Below are 18,212 nucleotides of genomic sequence, written 5' to 3'. Positions count from 1 at the left end.
ATACTCCCTTGAAACAATCAAAATACATAACCATACTTGGTAGTAGTCTTTTCTGTATTTATTTAATACAAGAAATATTTCAAATCAAAATTACATCTCTTGAGCTTTTACAACAACAAGAGATGTATAAAAGATGGTCTGGTTTAGTAATGGCTCTTTTTATTTTGATTCAATGGTTTTTAACCTTTAGCAGAATCATTCCAAAATTTCAGTCTAAAGCTGCAATAATTAACAATATCCATAAATGGATTGGGGTGCTTAGTCCTATTTTGTTGTATTTACACAGTACTAGATTCGGTTTTGGATATTTAGCGCTATTCTGCTATTTATTCTTAGTCAATGTTCTTTTAGGAACTTTGAATCTGGACGTAATTAAGTCAACCAAAAATTGGATTTTCAAAGGTTGGATGATTGGGCATGTTGCCATATCTATGTGTATTACCGTTTTACTTTTCTTTCATATGGGAACTGTATTCTACTATAAATAAGAAATAATTTCATGAAGTTAACCATCACAAATATTATCAAAGAAACGGATGAAGCGGTAACCGTGTGTTTCAAAAACAATCGTTTTTTCAACAAAATAAAATACAAACCAGGTCAATTTTTGACCCTAAAAATTCCCTTAAACGGAGTTGAAGAAAAAAGAGCCTATTCCTTTAGCAGCAATCCTTACACGGATTCGGATTTAAGAATCACAGTAAAAAAAGTTGAAAAAGGACTTATTTCAAACTACCTCAATAACGAGATAAAAAAAGGAGAGAAAATTGCCATAGAAAAGCCTATGGGTAGTTTTTTTATTGAACCTGATAAAAAAAACAAAAAACAATATTTACTTTTTGCCGCAGGTAGCGGAATAACACCTGTGTTTTCTATTTTAAAATCAGTGCTGAGTGAAGAGCCCGATTCTAAAGTAATCATGGTCTATGCAAATAAAAACTTGGAGAATATTATTTTCCAAAAAGAACTTGAAGCATTACAATTAAAACATTCTGATCGATTTCAACTAGAACACATTTTGAGTGATAGCTCTAGTACGAAACATTATTCTGGATTTATCACAAATGAAATTGTTGAAGAAATTTTCTTAAAACACGAAGTTAGCTTTTCTGAAGAACATAAATACATGATTTGTGGACCTGCTGGTTATATGAACAACACCAAAGAAATTTTAAAATCGAACGGAATTTCTCCAGGTAAAATTCACATTGAAGCATTCAAACCTCCAAAACTAAAAATCGATCGTAAAAATTTAGTTAGTGATGTGACTATAAATTACAAAGGAAAATTACATCACATAAAAATCCCAGGAAATAAAACTATTCTCCAAGGTGCTATGTCAAACAACATAGTAATTCCCTATTCCTGCAGATCAGGAATGTGCAGTTCCTGTAAAGCGGAGTGTTCATCAGGACAAATATCATTAATGAAAGGGCATTTATTACCGGAAGAAGAAGTAAAAAACGGTAAACTATTAACTTGTGTTGCCTACCCCGAGACAGAAAAAGTTACCATCGAAATTCCTAGTTAAACATGTCAAAATTTCAAATCAACCCCTTACGTCAAAGACAAACAATAGGAATTCTATCCGGTTTCCTTATTGGAGGAATTCTGTTTTTTTTACTTACCCTAAAATCAAATGAAAACTATGTGAGTATTGGACCTATGAACACTGGACACGAAGAATTCTCTTGCAATACGTGCCATTCAGATGCCGAAGGAACTCTTTGGCAACAAGTACAATCAAACATGCAGTATGGAATGGGACTAAGAGAAAATGCAACTGAGTTCGGTTCTATTGATGTGGAAACTAAAAAATGTTTAGCCTGCCATGATAGAGATAACGATCGACATCCAACGCATAGATTTTTAGAACCCAAATTTAGAAAAGCAGTTGAAAAAGTAAACAGTGCAGATTGTAATACGTGTCACTCTGAACATAATGGTAAAAGGGTCACTATCAAAAAAACCAATTACTGTATGAACTGTCATGAAGACCTAACTGTTACAAATGATCCTTTAGATACTTCGCATACCGCTTTAATAAAAAACAAAGCATGGGATACCTGTTTACAATGTCATGATTTTCATGGAAATCATGAATATAAAGTTCCGGAAAAAATGCAGGATACTATTTCTACAGCAAGTTTAAAGGCCTATTTCAACGGTGGTAAAGATCCATATAGTGCTCAAAAAAAATTCACAGCTCTTTCCGAAAAGGAATGGATTGCTAAATATTTAAAATAAAAAAAGCCGAAGTAATTTCTTACTTCGGCAGTAAATATAAAACCACTTAAAATTTACTATTTATTTTTATGAATTTTCAAATTTATCTGCTGATTTAGGAGCCTCTTTATTCATCATATTCTGGATCACGTTATGCATCCAAATCAAACAAATTGTTCCGAGGAAAAACATCAACAACCAACTACTAGACCACAGTCCAGTACCTTTCAGCAGATACCCAAATAAAATAGGACAAATAAAACCACCTAAACCTCCTAGAACACCTACCATTCCTCCAACAACACCAACTTCGTTCGGAAAATAATCTGGAATATGCTTATATACCGCTGCTTTTCCAATCCCCCAGATAGAACCAATAATAATACTAAGAATAGCAAATATCCAAATGTTAGCTTGAAAATATATATGGGTACTACCTTTAATTATCAATTGCTTTTTATCAACTTTATCTCCTACTTTCACCAATGCTTCTTGCCAAGTTTCTTTGATCGGCAGGATATGAATCTCATTATCAACCTGATCAAAACCATCAGTTTTCTCAGCAATTTTATAGACCTGATCTTCAACCTTCACATACGCACCAGTTACTTCTGTAACCACCCCTGCTTGCTTAGAAACCACTCCCTTTCCATCAGCATAAATATCCATTTTTGGAATGACTAACATAATACTTACCACCACAGTAGATCCTAACACCCAATACATTACTTTTCTTGCACCCCATTTATCAGACATCCATCCTCCAGCAGCTCTAATCAACCCCGAAGGCAATGAAAAACAAGAAGCTAAAATACCAGCAGTAACTAAATCAAGATGATAAACATTTGTATAATAAGGCACTAACCATCCGGCAAAAGCAACAAAACAACCAAAAACTAAGAAATAGTACAAACCAAATCTCCAAACTCTGATATTTTTCAATGGTTGCAATTGTCCTTTCAACGTTTTTTTAGCCGCGGTTGATTTTTTATTTTCTGTTAAAAAGAAAAATAATAAGGCAGTTATCACTAATACGGCAGCATATATCTTAGGAAATGTTCTCCATCCCTCTAAATTTGTTTTCCCATCGGTTAAATAAAACAATAATTTTGGCCCTACTAGAGTTGTAATGGCAGCACCAGCATTACCAGCACCAAATACTCCTAATGCCGTACCCTGCATATCTTTAGGATACCAAACCGATGAAAAGGCTATTCCCACAGCAAAACTAGTACCTGCTAATCCAAAACCCAAACTACATAAAGCATAGGCAAAAAAGGAATCTACGAATGATAACATAAACATTGGAATAGCACATAAAATAAGGAGCACGGTAAAAACCGGTTTCCCACCAAACTTATCCGTTAAAATTCCTGCCGGCAATCGCATTACAGCCCCAGTTAAAACCGGAATCCCAATCAACCAACCTATTTCAATAGAAGTCCAATCGAATATTTGGTTGTCTACTAAAAATGTTACCAATACGGCATTTAACATCCATACGGCAAAACATATGGTAAACGCAAAAGTGTTCATAAAAAGCACTTTGTTTGATTTCTTTAAATTGAATGCCTGTTCCATTATAGTTTTTTTATTTAGAAAGATGCAAACATACGTATTAATAGACGAATCTAAGTATTAATACGTATTTATTTATGAGTTTTATCATATTTGTTTCTGCTAAAATCTATATTCAAACCTTACAACACCCGATTACAAACAACATCTAACTCATAAAAATGCCTCTTTTAGAGAAAAAAGAACACAAGCAAAAAGCCTAGTTATCAAGTAAAAAAAGAAAATAATTTCTCATTTTTAAATCCAAAAACCAACAACCGTTGCTGGTATTATCAACCAAAACCTGCGTTAACTACTTAAATTTATACGTATTATATTTTAAAATACTCAGAACTTGACTTATATTTGTATCAGAAATAAAATTGTATGACCGTGGAAAAATCTATCAAAATCCTATTAGCAGATGATCATTTATTAGTAAGAAATGGTATTAAATCTTTGCTAGAAGAAGAAGATTCTCTGACAGTTATTGGTGAAGCAGCCAATGGCCAAGAAGCTTTAGATCTTGCAAAAGAATTACAGCCAGACCTTTTAATAATCGATGTTCGAATGCCGATCATGGATGGTATTGAAGCTGTAGGTCACCTGCATAAATATGCACCAGACACAAAAGCTATTGTTCTGTCAATGCATGATTCTGAAGAATATATCTTAAAATCAATCAAGGCAGGAGCAAGCGGTTATTTGTTAAAAGATACTGGCAAACCTGAATTTATAAAGGCAATCAATACCATTTCTAAAGGAGGTAAATATTTTAGCGGAGACATCTCTAATGTGATTGTTTCTAACTTTCTACAAAATGCAACAAGCACTCCTAAAAAACCTGCTGCCCCCTCTAGCAGTCACGGATTAACAAAAAAAGAAGTTGAGATTTTACAACTCATTCTTTCAGGAAGAACCAACACAGAAATATCTGATAGCTTAGGTAAAAGTAAGCGTACTATTGAGACACACCGATTCAATTTAATGAAAAAATTGAATGTAAAAAACTTAATTGAACTCTCTTCTAAGGCCAAAGAATTAGGCTTTTCTTAATAAACCTGCCAATTATCATAAAATTAGCAAGGATTTTATCAGATATTCCTATTTAGATAAAAATTACGTATTCAGCTACGTATTTCTACGTAATTTTGTAACTTTGCATAAGTAAGTATTTCAAAGCTTTTAAGACTTTAAACAATACTGATGCAAATTCTACTTTGGTAGAATGTTATAAACTGAGAAAAAACATATATATATGTCAATATCAAAATCCTATAAAACTACCTGTTCATATTGCGGTGTAAGCTGTGGTATAATTGTAGATAAAAACCATGATGGAACCTTAAAAGTTAAAGGAGATCCTGATCATCCTACAAACAAAGGAATGCTTTGTTCAAAAGGTATGAATTTACATTATGTTGCACAGGACATGTCTGACAGAATCAAATATCCTGAAATGAGATGGAGCAAGGACCATCCAATGAAAAAGGTTAGTTGGGATACAGGGCTTGATAGAGCTGCCTCTGTTTTCAAAAGCATCATAAAAAAACACGGACCTGATAGCGTTGGTTTTTATGTATCAGGCCAATGTTTAACTGAAGAATACTACCTCGTAAATAAACTTACCAAAGGATTTATTGGGACAAACAATATAGACACAAACTCACGTTTATGTATGAGTTCTGCTGTTGTTGGATATAAAAAGACAATCGGAGACGATAATGTGCCTATTGCCTATGATGATATTGAGATTGCTGATACTTTTTTAATTACCGGGGCTAACCCAGCTTGGTGTCATCCTATTCTTTTTAGAAGACTCGAAAAGCATAAAGAAGAAAACCCAAACACGAAAATAATAGTTGTAGATCCAAGAAAAACACAAACTTGTGCTATTGCAGATTTACATTTACAAATTTTACCAGGTACTGATGTTGTTTTAAATAATGCCATCGCAAAAAGGTTAATTGATAAAAAAAGAGTAGACTCTAAATTTATAAAAGAACATACAAACAACTATGAAGCTCTGAAAAAAGCAGTTTCAGAAACATCATTGGCAGATGCTGCCAAAATTTGCGGTATCTCTTTGTCTGATCTAAAATTAGCGGCTCAATATATTGGAAACGCTAAAGGATTCATTTCCATGTGGACCATGGGATTAAACCAAAGCGTTATTGGTGTTGATAAAAATGTATCGCTTTTAAACATCTCTCTTTTAACCGGGCATATCGGAAAACCAGGTTCTGGACCTTTCTCTTTAACTGGACAACCGAATGCAATGGGAGGTCGAGAAGTTGGAGGAATGGCAAACCTTTTGGCTGCTCATAAAAACCTAGCAAGTGCTAAGGACAGACAAGATGTAGCTGAGTTTTGGGGTTCAAAACCTATATCAGAAAAACCAGGTCTTACAGCAACCGAAATGTTCGATGCTCTTGATAGCGGAAAGCTTAAGGCTATTTGGATTATCTGTACAAATCCAGTAGTTAGTTTGCCTGATTCAAACAAAGTTGAACGCGCTTTGAAAAAAGCAAAATTTGTGGTAGTTCAAGATATATCTCACAACTCTGAAACCGCAGAATTTGCAGATCTTCTTCTACCAGCTGCTGGTTGGTTAGAAAAAGAAGGAACCATGACCAACTCAGAAAGACGTGTAAGCTATTTACCTAAAGGAATAGATGCACCAGGAGAAGCACTTCCCGATGCAGAAATACTTTGGAGATTCGCTCAAAAAATGGACTTCCCAGGTTTTAACTACAAAACAGTAAGTGAAGTTTATGATGAACATTGTCTTTTAACAAAAGGAACAAATATTGATGTATCTGGACTTTCTCATGCCAGGCTTATTGAAGAAGGAACCATGCAATGGCCTGTTCCGCATAGCACACATAAAGGAACTGCTAGATTGTATACAGACCATAAATTTGACACACCAACAGAAAGAGCTGCATTTAACATCCCTACAAATACGGAAAACAAATCAGAACAAACCAGTACTAATTACCCACTTATCCTAAACACCGGAAGAATTAGAGATCAGTGGCACACAAGAACCAAAACAGGTAAAGTACAACGTTTGTTGACACATATAGAAAAGCCTTATCTTGAGATGAATGGTGTGGATGCCCACAACAGAAACCTTAAGGAAGGAGATATTGTAGTTGTTAAAAACACCAGAGGTGAAGTTAGAGTTACCGTTCAAATCAACTATGATATCAGAACTGGTGTTGTGTTTATGCCAATGCATTTCGGTAAACTATTAAACAGTGACCACGGTAGAGCAAACAACCTAACCAATAATTTAATTGATCCTATATCTAAGGAACCTGACTTTAAATATTGTGCGGTTCAGGTATCTAAATACAAAAAAGAAAAACAGAAAATATGCGTTATTGGTGGTGGTGCGGCCGCGTATAGATTCGTTCAAACTTATAGAGAAAATAATGAAACTGATGATCTAGAAGTTTTCTCTATGGAACCAACTCCTTTTTACAACAGGGTACTTTTACCAGAGTATGTGAGTGAGGAAATGACCTGGGAAGAGCTTCAAAAAATCAAAAAAGGAGAACTTGACAAATTAAAAGTAAAATTACACGCCAGCACTTCAATTACTGCTATTGACAGAGAAAACAAAACCATTACTGATAGCAATGATAAGACCCACAACTATGACGTACTGATCATGGCTACTGGAAGTAGAGCCTTTGTACCTAAAGATGCACAATTGGATTTACCTGGTAGATTCACCATGCGTAACAAAGCAGACGCTGATGGTCTTAAAAACTACTTAGATCAAACAGGATTGCCTTTCAACCAACAACATGTTGTTATTGTTGGAGGTGGTTTATTAGGTCTTGAATTAGCTGCAGCCTTGAATAAAAGAGGTGTTAACATCACTATCGTTCAAAGAGCCTCAAGATTAATGGAACGTCAATTAGATAGAGTTGCCAGTAGACTACTAGCGCAAGACGTACAAGAAAGAGGTATTCAAACTTATTTTGATAACGAAGTAAACACGGTGTTTGAAGATGATGAAATCAACTCTTTATCAATCAATTTAAAAACAGGAAAAACGATTACTGCTAATGCTATAGTATATGCAATTGGTACAATTCCAAATATTGAATTAGCAAGATCATGTAAACTTACCTCTCAGAGAGGTGTTGTGGTAAATCAATATTTACAAACTAGCGACCCTAATATTTTTGCAATGGGAGAAATCGCACAATTCAACAACAATCTATTTGGAATTACGTCTGCCGCTGAGCAACAAGCCGACATCGCAGCCAAATTTATTTTAGGAGACCTAAATAGTACTTACAAAGGTTCCGTTTTAATGAATATTTTAAAATTTGAAGACCTTGATCTTTGTAGTATTGGAAATATTGAATATCCTGAAAACGACCCTAGCTATCAAGAAATATTATTGATGGATGTGAGTAAAAGTTTCTACAAAAGATGTATCGTTAAAGACGATAAATTGGTTGGAGCCGTAATGATGGGTGACAAAAGTGAATTTGCAGAATTCAAAAGTTTAATTGAAGATCGTACAGAATTATCTGACAAAAGAGAAGAGCTTTTAAGAGGACAAAGTAACTCGGTCCCTGTAATCGGAAAACTTATTTGTTCTTGTAGTCAAGTTGGTGAAGGAAACTTAGAAGAAGCTATTAAAGGTGGTTGCACTGAATTTACAGCTCTTTGCAAATCTACTGGAGCAGGACTAGGTTGTGGAAGCTGTAAACCTGAAGTTAGAGATATTTTAAAAGAAGTAACACAAACACAATTGGCATAAGCCACTTAAAAGATAAAATCATGACAAACGAATTACAACGTATTTTCATTAAAGGTGGTGTTTTATCACCTGGTGAACTGAAAAGAGTAATTGAACTTGCAGAAGCATTAGGTTTAGACGACATATCTTTTGGTTCACGTCAAGACATTAACTTTCCTGTAACGGAAACAAACAAGTCTATTTTAGATCAGTTTCCTGACCTGACTATGGCTTCTGTTACCGATGCACAAAATCAAAACATAGTTTGTTCTTATGTTTCTTCAGATATTTTTAAAAATACACCTTGGTTAAACGGGGTAAAGTATCTTTACATATTAGAGAATTTTCGATACAATCCAAAACTAAAAATCAATATTACAGACCCTAAACAACAGCTTGTTCCTTTGTTTAGCGGTGAATTGAATTTTATTGCTTCTGAACATGAGGACTATTGGTACCTAAATTTAAAATTACCGCACTGGGAAGAAGCTGTATTTTACCCAGTTCTCATTTTCACTTTTGACATACATAAAATCTCCAAAGAGATTGAAGAAATACACACAGATGCCGATGATGTTGAAGAATTATTTGATCTTGTAAATGCAAATCTCGAGACTAACAATAGAACCATAGAAAAGGATTTAGAAATTCCTTACGAACCATTTCCTTATTATGAAGGAATGAACAAAATGGGGATCAACAGATATTGGTTGGGTCTATATTGGAGAAATAATAAATATGATTTAAAATTCCTCAAGGACTTCTCTGATTTCTGTTTAGATCATAAAGTTGGAAAAATATGTATTACTTCATGGAAATCTTTTATTGTAAAGGGTATTTACAAAGAAGATAAACTAACACTTGAAAAATTTCTTGGGAAAAGAGGTATCAACGTTAGACACTCATCTTTGGAAATGAATTGGCATATCCCAGTTGCAGATGAAACTGCCCTTGATTTAAAAAAATTCATTGTAAAGAGTTTTGATCAAAATGACATTAGCACCTACGGGATGACCTTTGGTATAAGTAATTTTGGTGAGAACAAAGCCTACTTTACGACGGCAATGGTAGAAAAAAACAAAACACCGTCTATTGTAAAAAACTTCCAAGTTCGCCCAACGTTCAACGTCTTGTACTCAAAAAACTTTAATCCAAATACCCAAGACTATATTGTCTATGCTCAAGATGTAGATAAAATAGAACTTCCAGGGTTATTAATGGAGTTGAGTAAAATGTATTTTGACCAATTAGGAGACACGCCTCAAGAAAAAGAAGACAAAAAGGCAAAGAAAATTGTATCTCAAAAAACAGCAGTACACCAATGCCCAGATTGCATGACTATATATGATAGCAAACTTGGAGACACTAGTGTAAACATAACTCCTAACACAGCTTTCGAAGACCTACCAGACAGCTATGTTTGTAGTGTTTGCGAGACGGCTAAGGAAAAATTTGAAGTAGCCTACATCTAATAAATCTTATATATTCTCCTTGGTGATTATCTCTAAAGGAGAATATATTTTTTTTACAGGAATTTTATGCTGTAACAAAAAATCAGACATCACTGCTATAGCGTCATATCCCTGATTGAAAGACTTCTGAGAAATCAAGAACGAAACCTTGTCCTCATTTAATGCCGCTAAATTTTGTTCAGTAGTATCATGCCCAATTACAGAAAGTTGATTCAACTTTTCATTTGAAAAACAAGCTACCAAAGAAGCAATCTGACTAGAAGGCATATACACCCCTCTTATTTTGGAGTTCATTCTAAAAAATGCACCTATCTCCTTTGTCAACAATTCTCTATCCTCTAAAGAATTAAAAGTCAAACTATGAATCGTAGTCGTAGAGTTAATCTCTTTAAAATAACCTGAAAAACCTGAAATCCTTTCCGATATCGCTGTGTAATTATTGATGTTCTTTCTAACTTTTACTATTAAAAACTCATCTTCTTCTCGAGAACATAAATCCATTAATTTGGCCGCTAGCTTACCACTTTTGATTGAATTTTGCCCAATGTAACTCAAATTATTATGCCCCTCAATATCTATGTTTAAAAAAATATAAGGTATATCCTCCTTGTCCATTTTCGCAACTATTCTTTCCGTTTCGTTTTTAAAAATAGGTGCCACTATAACAGCATCTGGTTTACTTTCAATTAACGCATCAAATTGAGCTAAATAGGAAGCTGCGTCGAATTGATCGAACTGAAAATTTGAGGTCTGAATACCATAAAAACCTACCTCTTCTTTTCCCTTCAAGACCCCCATATAAGGTGATTTCCAAAAGGCATTTTGTGCATCAAATTTAGGCAGTAAAGTAGCTAATTGAAATTTTTTTCTGTTAGCCAATTTACTTGCAACATCATTTAATTTAAACTGATGCTCCTTCAATAAGCTTTTAATACGCTCTGCTGTTTTTTTTGACACACCTGGCCTATTATGAATAACCCTATCTACCGTTCCGGGCGAGACTTGGGCTAAAGCTGCTATTTCTTTAATTGTTATCATAGAACCATAAAAGTATTTAACGCAAATCTATTCATTTTTATCGACAATGCTATTTTACACAGTAAAGCCAATACCTTAGCACAACCATTATTCTACTTAAAGGTTTAAGTAAAACTCGAAACAACCTAAAACACCAATAAAAAAGAGGGTTATATACACATTAATATTTCTTACAGGAACATCACCAAACCTATCAATTCCAGCTTCTTTATTGAATAAAACTTCGGTATGCTCTAATTTTGACTCACTAACTTTTAAAAATAACAGCATTGTATTATATAGGATTTGACATAGGAAGTTCTTCTGTAAAAGTTGCGATTGTAAACGCTAATACCGGAGAAAATCTAGCAGCAGTTCACGAACCAAAAAGCGAAATGGAAATTAATGCTATTCATGCAGATTGGGCAGAACAAAACCCGGATACTTGGTGGAAGTATGCATGTATCGCTTCAAAAAGAGCAATTAAGGAATCTAAAATTGATGCTAGCAAAATAACTGGAATCGGTATTTCTTACCAAATGCATGGTTTAGTTGTTGTTGATAAAAACGGAGCTCCATTAAGAGACTCAATTATTTGGTGTGATAGTCGTGCCATAGAAATTGGGAATAAAGCTTTTGAAACAATCGGTGAAGATGTTTGTGCTACAAAACTATTGAACTCGCCTGGAAATTTCACCGCATCCAAATTAAAGTGGGTTCTTGACAACGAGAAAGAAACCTATGACAAGATCTACAAGTACATGTTACCTGGAGATTATATCGCCTACAAATTAACAGGAGTTTTTAATACTACAAAAAATGGTTTATCCGAAGGGATACTATGGGATTATGAAGCAGATTCGGTAGCTAATTTTCTTCTAGAAAACTATGGTATTGATCCATCATTAACGCCTGATATTGTTGAAAATTTTAGCAATCAAGGAGCTGTTAACCAAAAAGGAGCTGAGGAATCTGGTATACCTGTTGGCGCTACAGTAAATTATCGAGCAGGAGACCAACCTAACAATGCACTTTCATTAAATGTATTTAACCATGGAGAGGTAGCTGCAACAGGAGGTACTTCCGGAGTTATTTATGCGGTGACAAATTCTAAAAAATCGAAAGAATCTTCTAGAATAAACAATTTCGCACATGTAAATTACTCTAAAGACAATCAAATCTTAGGGAAACTAATGTGTATCAATGGTTCTGGAATACAATACCGCTGGATGAAAGATAACCTTGCGGCAGAAACGTATGAAGAAATGAACAATAAGGCAGGTGAAGTACCTGTTGGTTCTGAGGGACTTGTAGTAATACCTTTCGGAAATGGAGCTGAAAGAATTTTAAATAATAAAAATGTAGGTTCTCACTACTGCAACTTAAATTTCAATAAACATTCAGATGGTCATATGTATCGTGCAGCACTAGAAGGTATTGCATTCTCTTTTGTTTATGGTATGGATATATTGAAAAATGACAACGCAGTAATCAATGTTATTAGAGCTGGAAATGACAACCTTTTCCGTTCTGAAATATTCTCGAACACGGTAGCCACTCTAATAGGCCATGAAATTGAAATCTATAATACAACAGGATCTGTTGGAGCAGCAAGAGCGGCAGGATTGACAGATGGAGATTTCAAAAAATTTGGGGATAACATTACACAAAATGACCATGTTATGACTTACATGCCATTAAAAAACAAAACTCCATATGTAGAAGCCTACAATGCTTGGAAAGAAGAATTAGAAAATTTACTTAAAAAAAAATAACAAAATAAATTATATCATATGTCTAAGTTAACAATCGGAAGTAAAGAGTACTTCAAAGGAATTGGAGAAATTAAATTTGAAGGGAAAGATTCAAAAAACCCTTTAGCTTACAAATACTACAATCCAGACCAAATTATTGCTGGTAAAACAATGAGAGAACACTTTAAGTTTTCTATCGCATACTGGCATACTTTCTGCGGGCAAGGTTCTGATCCATTTGGACCTGGTACGCAAAGCTTTGAATGGGATCAAAATGCAGACCCTGTACAAGCAGCAAAAGACAAAGCAGATGCAGCTTTTGAGTTTATTACAAAGATGGGATTTGACTACTACTGTTTCCATGATTTTGATTTAATTCAAGAAGGGGCAACTTTTGAAGAGTCTGAAGCACGATTAAAAGAAATTGTTGCTTACTTAAAAGAAAAACAAGCAGCTTCTGGTGTTAAATTATTATGGGGAACTGCAAACTGTTTCTCTAACCCAAGATACATGAATGGTGCTTCTACAAATCCAAATTTTGATGTTGTAGCACGAGCAGGTGGTCAAATAAAATTAGCTTTAGACGCTACCATGGAATTAGGTGGTGAAAACTACGTATTCTGGGGTGGACGTGAAGGATATATGTCTTTATTAAATACGGACATGGGACGTGAATTAAACCATATGGGACAATTTTTAGGTTTGGCCAAAGATTATGCTAGAGGAAAAGGATTTAAAGGAAATTTCTTTATCGAACCTAAACCTATGGAACCTACAAAACACCAATATGATTTTGATGCTGCAACCGTAGTTGGATTCTTAAACAAGCACAACTTACAAGATGACTTTAAAATCAACTTAGAAGTAAACCATGCAACTTTAGCGAGCCATACAATGCAACACGAAATGGATGTAGCTGCTCAAGCAGGTATGTTAGGTAGTATTGATGCGAACAGAGGTGATTACCAAAATGGTTGGGATACAGATCAATTCCCAAACAACATTCAAGAAACTGCTGAGGCAATGTTGGTATTCTTACAAGCTGGTGGATTACAAGGAGGAGGAGTTAATTTTGATGCCAAAATCAGAAGAAACTCAACAGACTTAGAGGATGTTTTCTTAGCTCACATTGGTGGAGCAGACACTTTTGCTAGAGGATTAATTATTGCTGACAAAATCATGAGAGAATCGAAATACAATGATTTAAGAGAAAATCGTTACAGTTCATTCGACTCAGGAAAAGGAAAAGAATTCGAAGAAGGGAAATTATCTTTCGAAGATCTTTATTCAATAGCAAAAGAAAATGGTGAATTACCAAGCATCAGTGGTAAACAAGAACTATTTGAAAATATTGTAAACGAAAACATTTAACAACTATACAACAGGGTGTTCGAATTATCAAACACCCTGTTTTTTTATACTTTACTTATAACTTAAACTTCAAAACACATGGATAAAGCAAATTCTAGCTATCTTTTAAAACTAACATTAGTAGCCACTTTGGGTGGTCTTTTATTTGGTTATGACACGGGTGTAATCTCTGGAACGGTAGGTTCATTAGATCACTTTTTCGTAATCCCAAAAGGATTAAGTGAAACAGCCGCAAGTGCCTTTAAGGGATTTTTAGTTTCTAGTGCCTTAATTGGTTGCGTAATCGGTGGTGTTTTTGGTGGTGTTATCAGTAAAAAACTAGGAAGAAAAAAGGGATTGATCCTTGCTGCAGTTTTGTTTTTAATTTCTGCTTTAGGTTCTGCAATGCCAGAAATGTTAATCTCTCCTATTGGAGAAGGAGATCATACTTTGTCTACTGTTTTTATCATTTATAGAATTATTGGAGGAATTGGAGTAGGACTTGCCTCTATGCTTTCACCATTGTACATTGCAGAAATTGCACCTGCCGACAGTAGAGGTAAATTGGTTTCTTTTAACCAACTTGCTATCGTTGGAGGTTTTATGGTAGTATACTTTGTAAACTATTTCATATCTAGAGCAGGTGGTTCTGATGAGTGGTTGAATGCGATTGGTTGGAGATGGATGTTTGCTTCAGAGGTAATTCCAGCAGGTTTGTTTCTTGGATTTTTATTCTTAGTTCCGGATACCCCAAGATCTTTAATGCTACGCAACAAACCTGAAGAAGCTTTGGATGTACTAATTAAAGTTAATGGAGAAAAAGAAGGGAACTCAATTCTTGAAGAAATAAAAATCTCAATGAACGAAAAGACAAGCGGACATATATTGTCTTTCGGTTGGTTGGTTATTATTATTGGAGTTTTGATATCTGTTTTTCAACAATTTGTTGGAATCAATGTGGTTCTTTATTATGCACCAGAAATTTTTAAAACAATCTCATCAGGAACTGATAGTGCTTTGTTAATGACAATAATCGTAGGAATTGTTAATTTCTTATTTACAATTATTGCAGTAAAAACGGTTGACAAATACGGTAGAAAGCCTCTTATGATTATTGGAGCTGTAGGTATGGCAGTCGCAATGCTTTCTTTAGGATTTGTTTTCTTCGCTGAAGCATCTGGATACATTGCTCTTTTTTGCATGATGTTATATGTTGCAAGTTTTGCAGTAAGTTGGGGACCTGTTGCTTGGGTATTATTGGCAGAAATCTTCCCAAATAAAATTAGAGGTAGAGCTTTGGCTGTTGCCGTGGCGGCTCAATGGATTTCTAATTATTTAGTATCCTTAACCTTCCCTATGATGAATGATAATTCTTACCTAACAGAAAAATTCAATCATGGATTTGCCTACTGGATTTATGGAATTATGAGTGTTTTAGCAGCATTGTTCATTTTAAAATATGTACCAGAAACTAAAGGTAAAACTCTGGAAGAAATGGAAAGTCTTTGGGACAAAAAACAATAAATTAAATCATCGGTTTGAAAACAAACCAAAACAATTAAATAGAATTACAATGAAATTTTTTATCGATACAGCAAATCTTGAACAAATTAAAGAAGCACAAGATTTAGGAGTTTTAGACGGAGTAACTACAAATCCATCATTGATGGCTAAGGAAGGGATTACAGGTCAAGAAAACCAATTACAACACTATTTAGATATATGTGAAGCCGTAGACGGAGATGTTTCTGCTGAAGTTATTTCAACAGACTTTGAAGGTATGGTTAAAGAAGGAGAAGCACTTGCTGCCTTACACCCTCAGATTGTAGTTAAATTACCAATGATCAAAGACGGTGTAAAAGCTTGTAAATATTTTTCTTCAAAAGGAATAAGAACTAACGTTACTTTAGTTTTCTCTGCCGGACAAGCATTATTAGCGGCAAAAGCTGGAGCAACTTATGTATCTCCGTTTATCGGGAGATTAGATGATATCTCTACAGACGGAATGGGATTGATTGAAGAAATCAGACACATCTATGACAACTATGGTTTCCAAACAGAAATTTTAGCGGCTTCTGTAAGACATACAATGCACATTATGAATTGTGCAAAATTAGGAGCTGATGTTATGACGGGGCCTTTATCTGCAATTGAAGGATTATTAAAACACCCTTTAACAGATAGTGGGTTGGCAAAATTCTTAGAAGATTACGCCAAAGGAAACTAATATGGAAATTCAAGAATTAAACGATATTGTTTCTCAAACTCGTAGAGATATTTTGAGAATGGTTCATAAAGTAAATTCTGGACACCCAGGAGGATCTTTAGGATGTACAGAGTTTTTAGTTGCTTTGTACAACGAAATTATGGAACTAAAGGAAGGTGAATTCGACATGGATGGAATCAACGAAGATGTTTTTTTCTTATCTAATGGTCACATATCTCCTGTATTTTATAGTGTTCTCGCTCACAGAGGCTATTTTCCAGTTTCAGAATTGGCTACATTTAGACTATTAAACTCACGTCTTCAAGGGCATCCTACAACTCATGAAGGATTGCCTGGAGTGAGAATTGCATCTGGTTCATTAGGTCAAGGATTGTCAAATGCTCTTGGAGCTGCTCAAGCTAAAAAGGTAAACAATGACCCGCATTTAGTATATACCTTACATGGTGATGGAGAACTACAAGAAGGGCAAAACTGGGAAGCTATTATGTATGCAGCTGCTAAAAACGTTGATAATTTAATTGCAACTATCGATTTTAACGGTCAACAAATTGATGGATCTACCGATCATGTTTTAAACATGGGAGATTTAGGTGCAAAATTCACAGCATTTGGTTGGGATGTTTTACACGTAGAAAAAGGAAATGACGTCGCTGCAATTATAGAAGGTCTTAAAGACGCCAAGTCCAGAACAGGTAAAGGAAAACCAGTATGTATATTGCTGCATACCATTATGGGTAACGGAGTTGATTTTATGATGCATACGCATGCTTGGCATGGGAAAGCCCCAAATGATGAACAATTAGCTAATGGACTTTCTCAAAACCCTGAAACTTTAGGAGATTATTAATATTCGATTATGAAAAAATACACATATACAGAATCAAAAGACACTCGTTCTGGATTTGGAGCAGGATTAGCAGAATTAGGAAGAACGAATCCAAACGTGGTAGCCTTATGTGCTGATTTGATCGGTTCACTAAAAATGAATCAATTCATTGAAGAGAACCCTAACAGATTTTTCCAAATAGGAATTGCTGAAGCAAATATGATTGGTATTGCTGCAGGACTTACCATTGGAGGAAAAATTCCATTTACAGGTACTTTTGCAAACTTCTCTACTGGTAGAGTTTATGATCAAATTCGTCAATCTGTTGCTTACTCAGATAAAAATGTCAAAATATGTGCATCACATGCAGGATTGACCTTGGGTGAAGATGGTGCAACACACCAAATTTTAGAAGATATTGGTTTGATGAAAATGTTGCCAGGTATGACCGTTATCAATACCTGTGACTACAACCAAACGGAAGCAGCTACTATTGCAATTGCTGAACATGAAGGACCTGTTTATTTACGTTTTGGTCGTCCAGTTGTACCTATTTACATGCCTAAGTATACTGAAACCTCTCATGAAAATAAATTTGTGATTGGTAAGGCTATCAAGTTAACAGAAGGTGCAGATGTAACTATTGTTGCAACAGGTCATTTGGTTTGGGAGGCTTTACAAGCTTCTGAAAAACTGGAAGAATTAGGTATTTCTGCTGAAGTTTTAAACATGCACACGATTAAACCTTTAGATGCTAATGCAGTATTGGAATCTGTAGCAAAAACAGGTTGTATTGTTACCGCTGAAGAACACAATTACATTGGTGGTTTAGGAGAAAGCATATCTGGTGTTTTAGCTAAAAACAATCCAATTCCACAAGAATTTGTTGCTGTTAAGGATAGCTTTGGTGAATCTGGTACACCTGCACAATTGATGGAAAAATATGGCTTAAATGACAAAGCTATCGTAGAGGCTGTTCAAAAGGTTATAAAAAGAAAATAACATAGCCTTTATT

At 34.7% G+C, this 18,212-nt stretch carries 15 protein-coding genes; 12 read left to right on the top strand and 3 right to left on the bottom strand.

All coding sequences use genetic code 11. The features are described 5' to 3' along the window. The first annotated feature begins 8 nt into the window (after positions 1-8). Genes AC2DZ0_RS12370 through AC2DZ0_RS12360 form a run of 3 tightly spaced genes read left to right on the top strand, consistent with a single transcriptional unit; the run spans position 9 to position 2,247 of the window. Positions 9-488: a hypothetical protein gene (locus tag AC2DZ0_RS12370; RefSeq protein ID WP_484642105.1), complete on the top strand. Its 480-nt coding sequence runs from the start codon at positions 9-11 to the stop codon at positions 486-488. A gap of 11 nt (positions 489-499) precedes the next feature. Next, positions 500-1,531 carry a 2Fe-2S iron-sulfur cluster-binding protein gene (locus AC2DZ0_RS12365; protein WP_484642104.1) on the top strand — a complete coding sequence of 344 codons (1,032 nt, stop codon included), beginning with the start codon at positions 500-502 and terminating at the stop codon, positions 1,529-1,531. Between the two features lie 2 nt (positions 1,532-1,533). Then, positions 1,534-2,247, top strand: a complete 714-nt coding sequence (locus AC2DZ0_RS12360; protein ID WP_484642102.1) for a cytochrome c3 family protein — start codon at positions 1,534-1,536, stop codon at positions 2,245-2,247. 66 nt (positions 2,248-2,313) lie between these two features. Here the strand turns inward: AC2DZ0_RS12360 and AC2DZ0_RS12355 are convergent, their stop codons facing one another. Next, complete coding sequence (locus tag AC2DZ0_RS12355; protein WP_484642101.1) at positions 2,314-3,762, bottom strand: MFS transporter; 1,449 nt, start codon at positions 3,760-3,762, stop codon at positions 2,314-2,316. Between the two features lie 414 nt (positions 3,763-4,176). On the opposite strand from AC2DZ0_RS12355, the gene AC2DZ0_RS12350 reads away from it, so the two are divergent. The 3 genes from AC2DZ0_RS12350 to AC2DZ0_RS12340 all read left to right on the top strand — a co-directional run bounded on the left by AC2DZ0_RS12350 (position 4,177) and on the right by AC2DZ0_RS12340 (position 10,023). After that, complete coding sequence (locus AC2DZ0_RS12350) at positions 4,177-4,839, top strand: response regulator (protein ID WP_484490362.1); 663 nt, start codon at positions 4,177-4,179, stop codon at positions 4,837-4,839. Positions 4,840-5,041: 202 nt separating this feature from the next. After that, positions 5,042-8,572: a molybdopterin-dependent oxidoreductase gene (locus AC2DZ0_RS12345; RefSeq protein WP_484642099.1), complete on the top strand. Its 3,531-nt coding sequence runs from the start codon at positions 5,042-5,044 to the stop codon at positions 8,570-8,572. Between the two features lie 20 nt (positions 8,573-8,592). Then, positions 8,593-10,023 carry a rubredoxin gene (locus tag AC2DZ0_RS12340; RefSeq protein WP_484490360.1) on the top strand — a complete coding sequence of 477 codons (1,431 nt, stop codon included), beginning with the start codon at positions 8,593-8,595 and terminating at the stop codon, positions 10,021-10,023. 6 nt (positions 10,024-10,029) lie between these two features. Here the strand turns inward: AC2DZ0_RS12340 and AC2DZ0_RS12335 are convergent, their stop codons facing one another. Both AC2DZ0_RS12335 and AC2DZ0_RS12330 read right to left on the bottom strand, forming a co-directional pair. After that, entirely contained in the window at positions 10,030-11,061 is a 1,032-nt protein-coding gene (locus AC2DZ0_RS12335) for a substrate-binding domain-containing protein (RefSeq protein ID WP_484642097.1), read from the bottom strand. A gap of 96 nt (positions 11,062-11,157) precedes the next feature. After that, positions 11,158-11,331, bottom strand: coding sequence for a hypothetical protein (locus AC2DZ0_RS12330; RefSeq protein WP_484642096.1), 174 nt, complete (start codon positions 11,329-11,331; stop codon positions 11,158-11,160). On the opposite strand from AC2DZ0_RS12330, the gene AC2DZ0_RS12325 reads away from it, so the two are divergent. The 6 genes from AC2DZ0_RS12325 (at position 11,331) to AC2DZ0_RS12300 (ending at position 18,199) form a co-directional block, all read left to right on the top strand. After that, positions 11,331-12,815: a xylulokinase gene (locus AC2DZ0_RS12325; protein ID WP_484642094.1), complete on the top strand. Its 1,485-nt coding sequence runs from the start codon at positions 11,331-11,333 to the stop codon at positions 12,813-12,815. The two genes, AC2DZ0_RS12330 and AC2DZ0_RS12325, sit on opposite strands and share 1 nt — an antisense overlap. 18 nt (positions 12,816-12,833) lie before the next feature. Further along, positions 12,834-14,165 (top strand): xylose isomerase, encoded by a 1,332-nt coding sequence (xylA, locus tag AC2DZ0_RS12320; RefSeq protein WP_484490356.1) that lies wholly within the window; start codon positions 12,834-12,836, stop codon positions 14,163-14,165. 78 nt (positions 14,166-14,243) lie between these two features. Then, on the top strand, positions 14,244-15,668 hold the full coding sequence (gene xylE / locus AC2DZ0_RS12315) for a D-xylose transporter XylE (protein ID WP_484490355.1): 1,425 nt from the start codon (positions 14,244-14,246) through the stop codon (positions 15,666-15,668). A 49-nt stretch (positions 15,669-15,717) separates the two neighbouring features. Next, positions 15,718-16,371: a fructose-6-phosphate aldolase gene (gene fsa, locus AC2DZ0_RS12310; RefSeq protein ID WP_484642092.1), complete on the top strand. Its 654-nt coding sequence runs from the start codon at positions 15,718-15,720 to the stop codon at positions 16,369-16,371. 1 nt (position 16,372) lies between these two features. After that, on the top strand, positions 16,373-17,218 hold the full coding sequence (locus AC2DZ0_RS12305) for a transketolase (RefSeq protein WP_484642090.1): 846 nt from the start codon (positions 16,373-16,375) through the stop codon (positions 17,216-17,218). Between the two features lie 9 nt (positions 17,219-17,227). Then, positions 17,228-18,199, top strand: a complete 972-nt coding sequence (locus AC2DZ0_RS12300; RefSeq protein WP_484642088.1) for a transketolase family protein — start codon at positions 17,228-17,230, stop codon at positions 18,197-18,199. Positions 18,200-18,212 lie beyond the last annotated feature (13 nt).

This window comes from Flavicella sp. IMCC45668 (assembly GCF_057219105.1).
Note: the sequence above shows the minus strand (reverse complement) of the source record. Positions and strands in the feature narration are given on the sequence as shown.

Excerpts from the sequence above, each read along its gene's own strand:
- AC2DZ0_RS12365 (WP_484642104.1), top strand. The coding sequence starts at position 500 with ATGAAGTTAACCATCACAAATATTATCAAAGAAACGGATGAAGCGGTA.
- AC2DZ0_RS12360 (WP_484642102.1), top strand. The coding sequence starts at position 1,534 with ATGTCAAAATTTCAAATCAACCCCTTACGTCAAAGACAAACAATAGGA.
- AC2DZ0_RS12355 (WP_484642101.1), bottom strand. The coding sequence starts at position 3,762 with ATGAACACTTTTGCGTTTACCATATGTTTTGCCGTATGGATGTTAAAT.
- AC2DZ0_RS12345 (WP_484642099.1), top strand. The coding sequence starts at position 5,042 with ATGTCAATATCAAAATCCTATAAAACTACCTGTTCATATTGCGGTGTA.
- AC2DZ0_RS12340 (WP_484490360.1), top strand. The coding sequence starts at position 8,593 with ATGACAAACGAATTACAACGTATTTTCATTAAAGGTGGTGTTTTATCA.
- AC2DZ0_RS12335 (WP_484642097.1), bottom strand. The coding sequence starts at position 11,061 with ATGATAACAATTAAAGAAATAGCAGCTTTAGCCCAAGTCTCGCCCGGA.
- AC2DZ0_RS12330 (WP_484642096.1), bottom strand. The coding sequence starts at position 11,331 with ATGCTGTTATTTTTAAAAGTTAGTGAGTCAAAATTAGAGCATACCGAA.
- xylA (WP_484490356.1), top strand. The coding sequence starts at position 12,834 with ATGTCTAAGTTAACAATCGGAAGTAAAGAGTACTTCAAAGGAATTGGA.
- xylE (WP_484490355.1), top strand. The coding sequence starts at position 14,244 with ATGGATAAAGCAAATTCTAGCTATCTTTTAAAACTAACATTAGTAGCC.
- fsa (WP_484642092.1), top strand. The coding sequence starts at position 15,718 with ATGAAATTTTTTATCGATACAGCAAATCTTGAACAAATTAAAGAAGCA.
- AC2DZ0_RS12305 (WP_484642090.1), top strand. The coding sequence starts at position 16,373 with ATGGAAATTCAAGAATTAAACGATATTGTTTCTCAAACTCGTAGAGAT.
- AC2DZ0_RS12300 (WP_484642088.1), top strand. The coding sequence starts at position 17,228 with ATGAAAAAATACACATATACAGAATCAAAAGACACTCGTTCTGGATTT.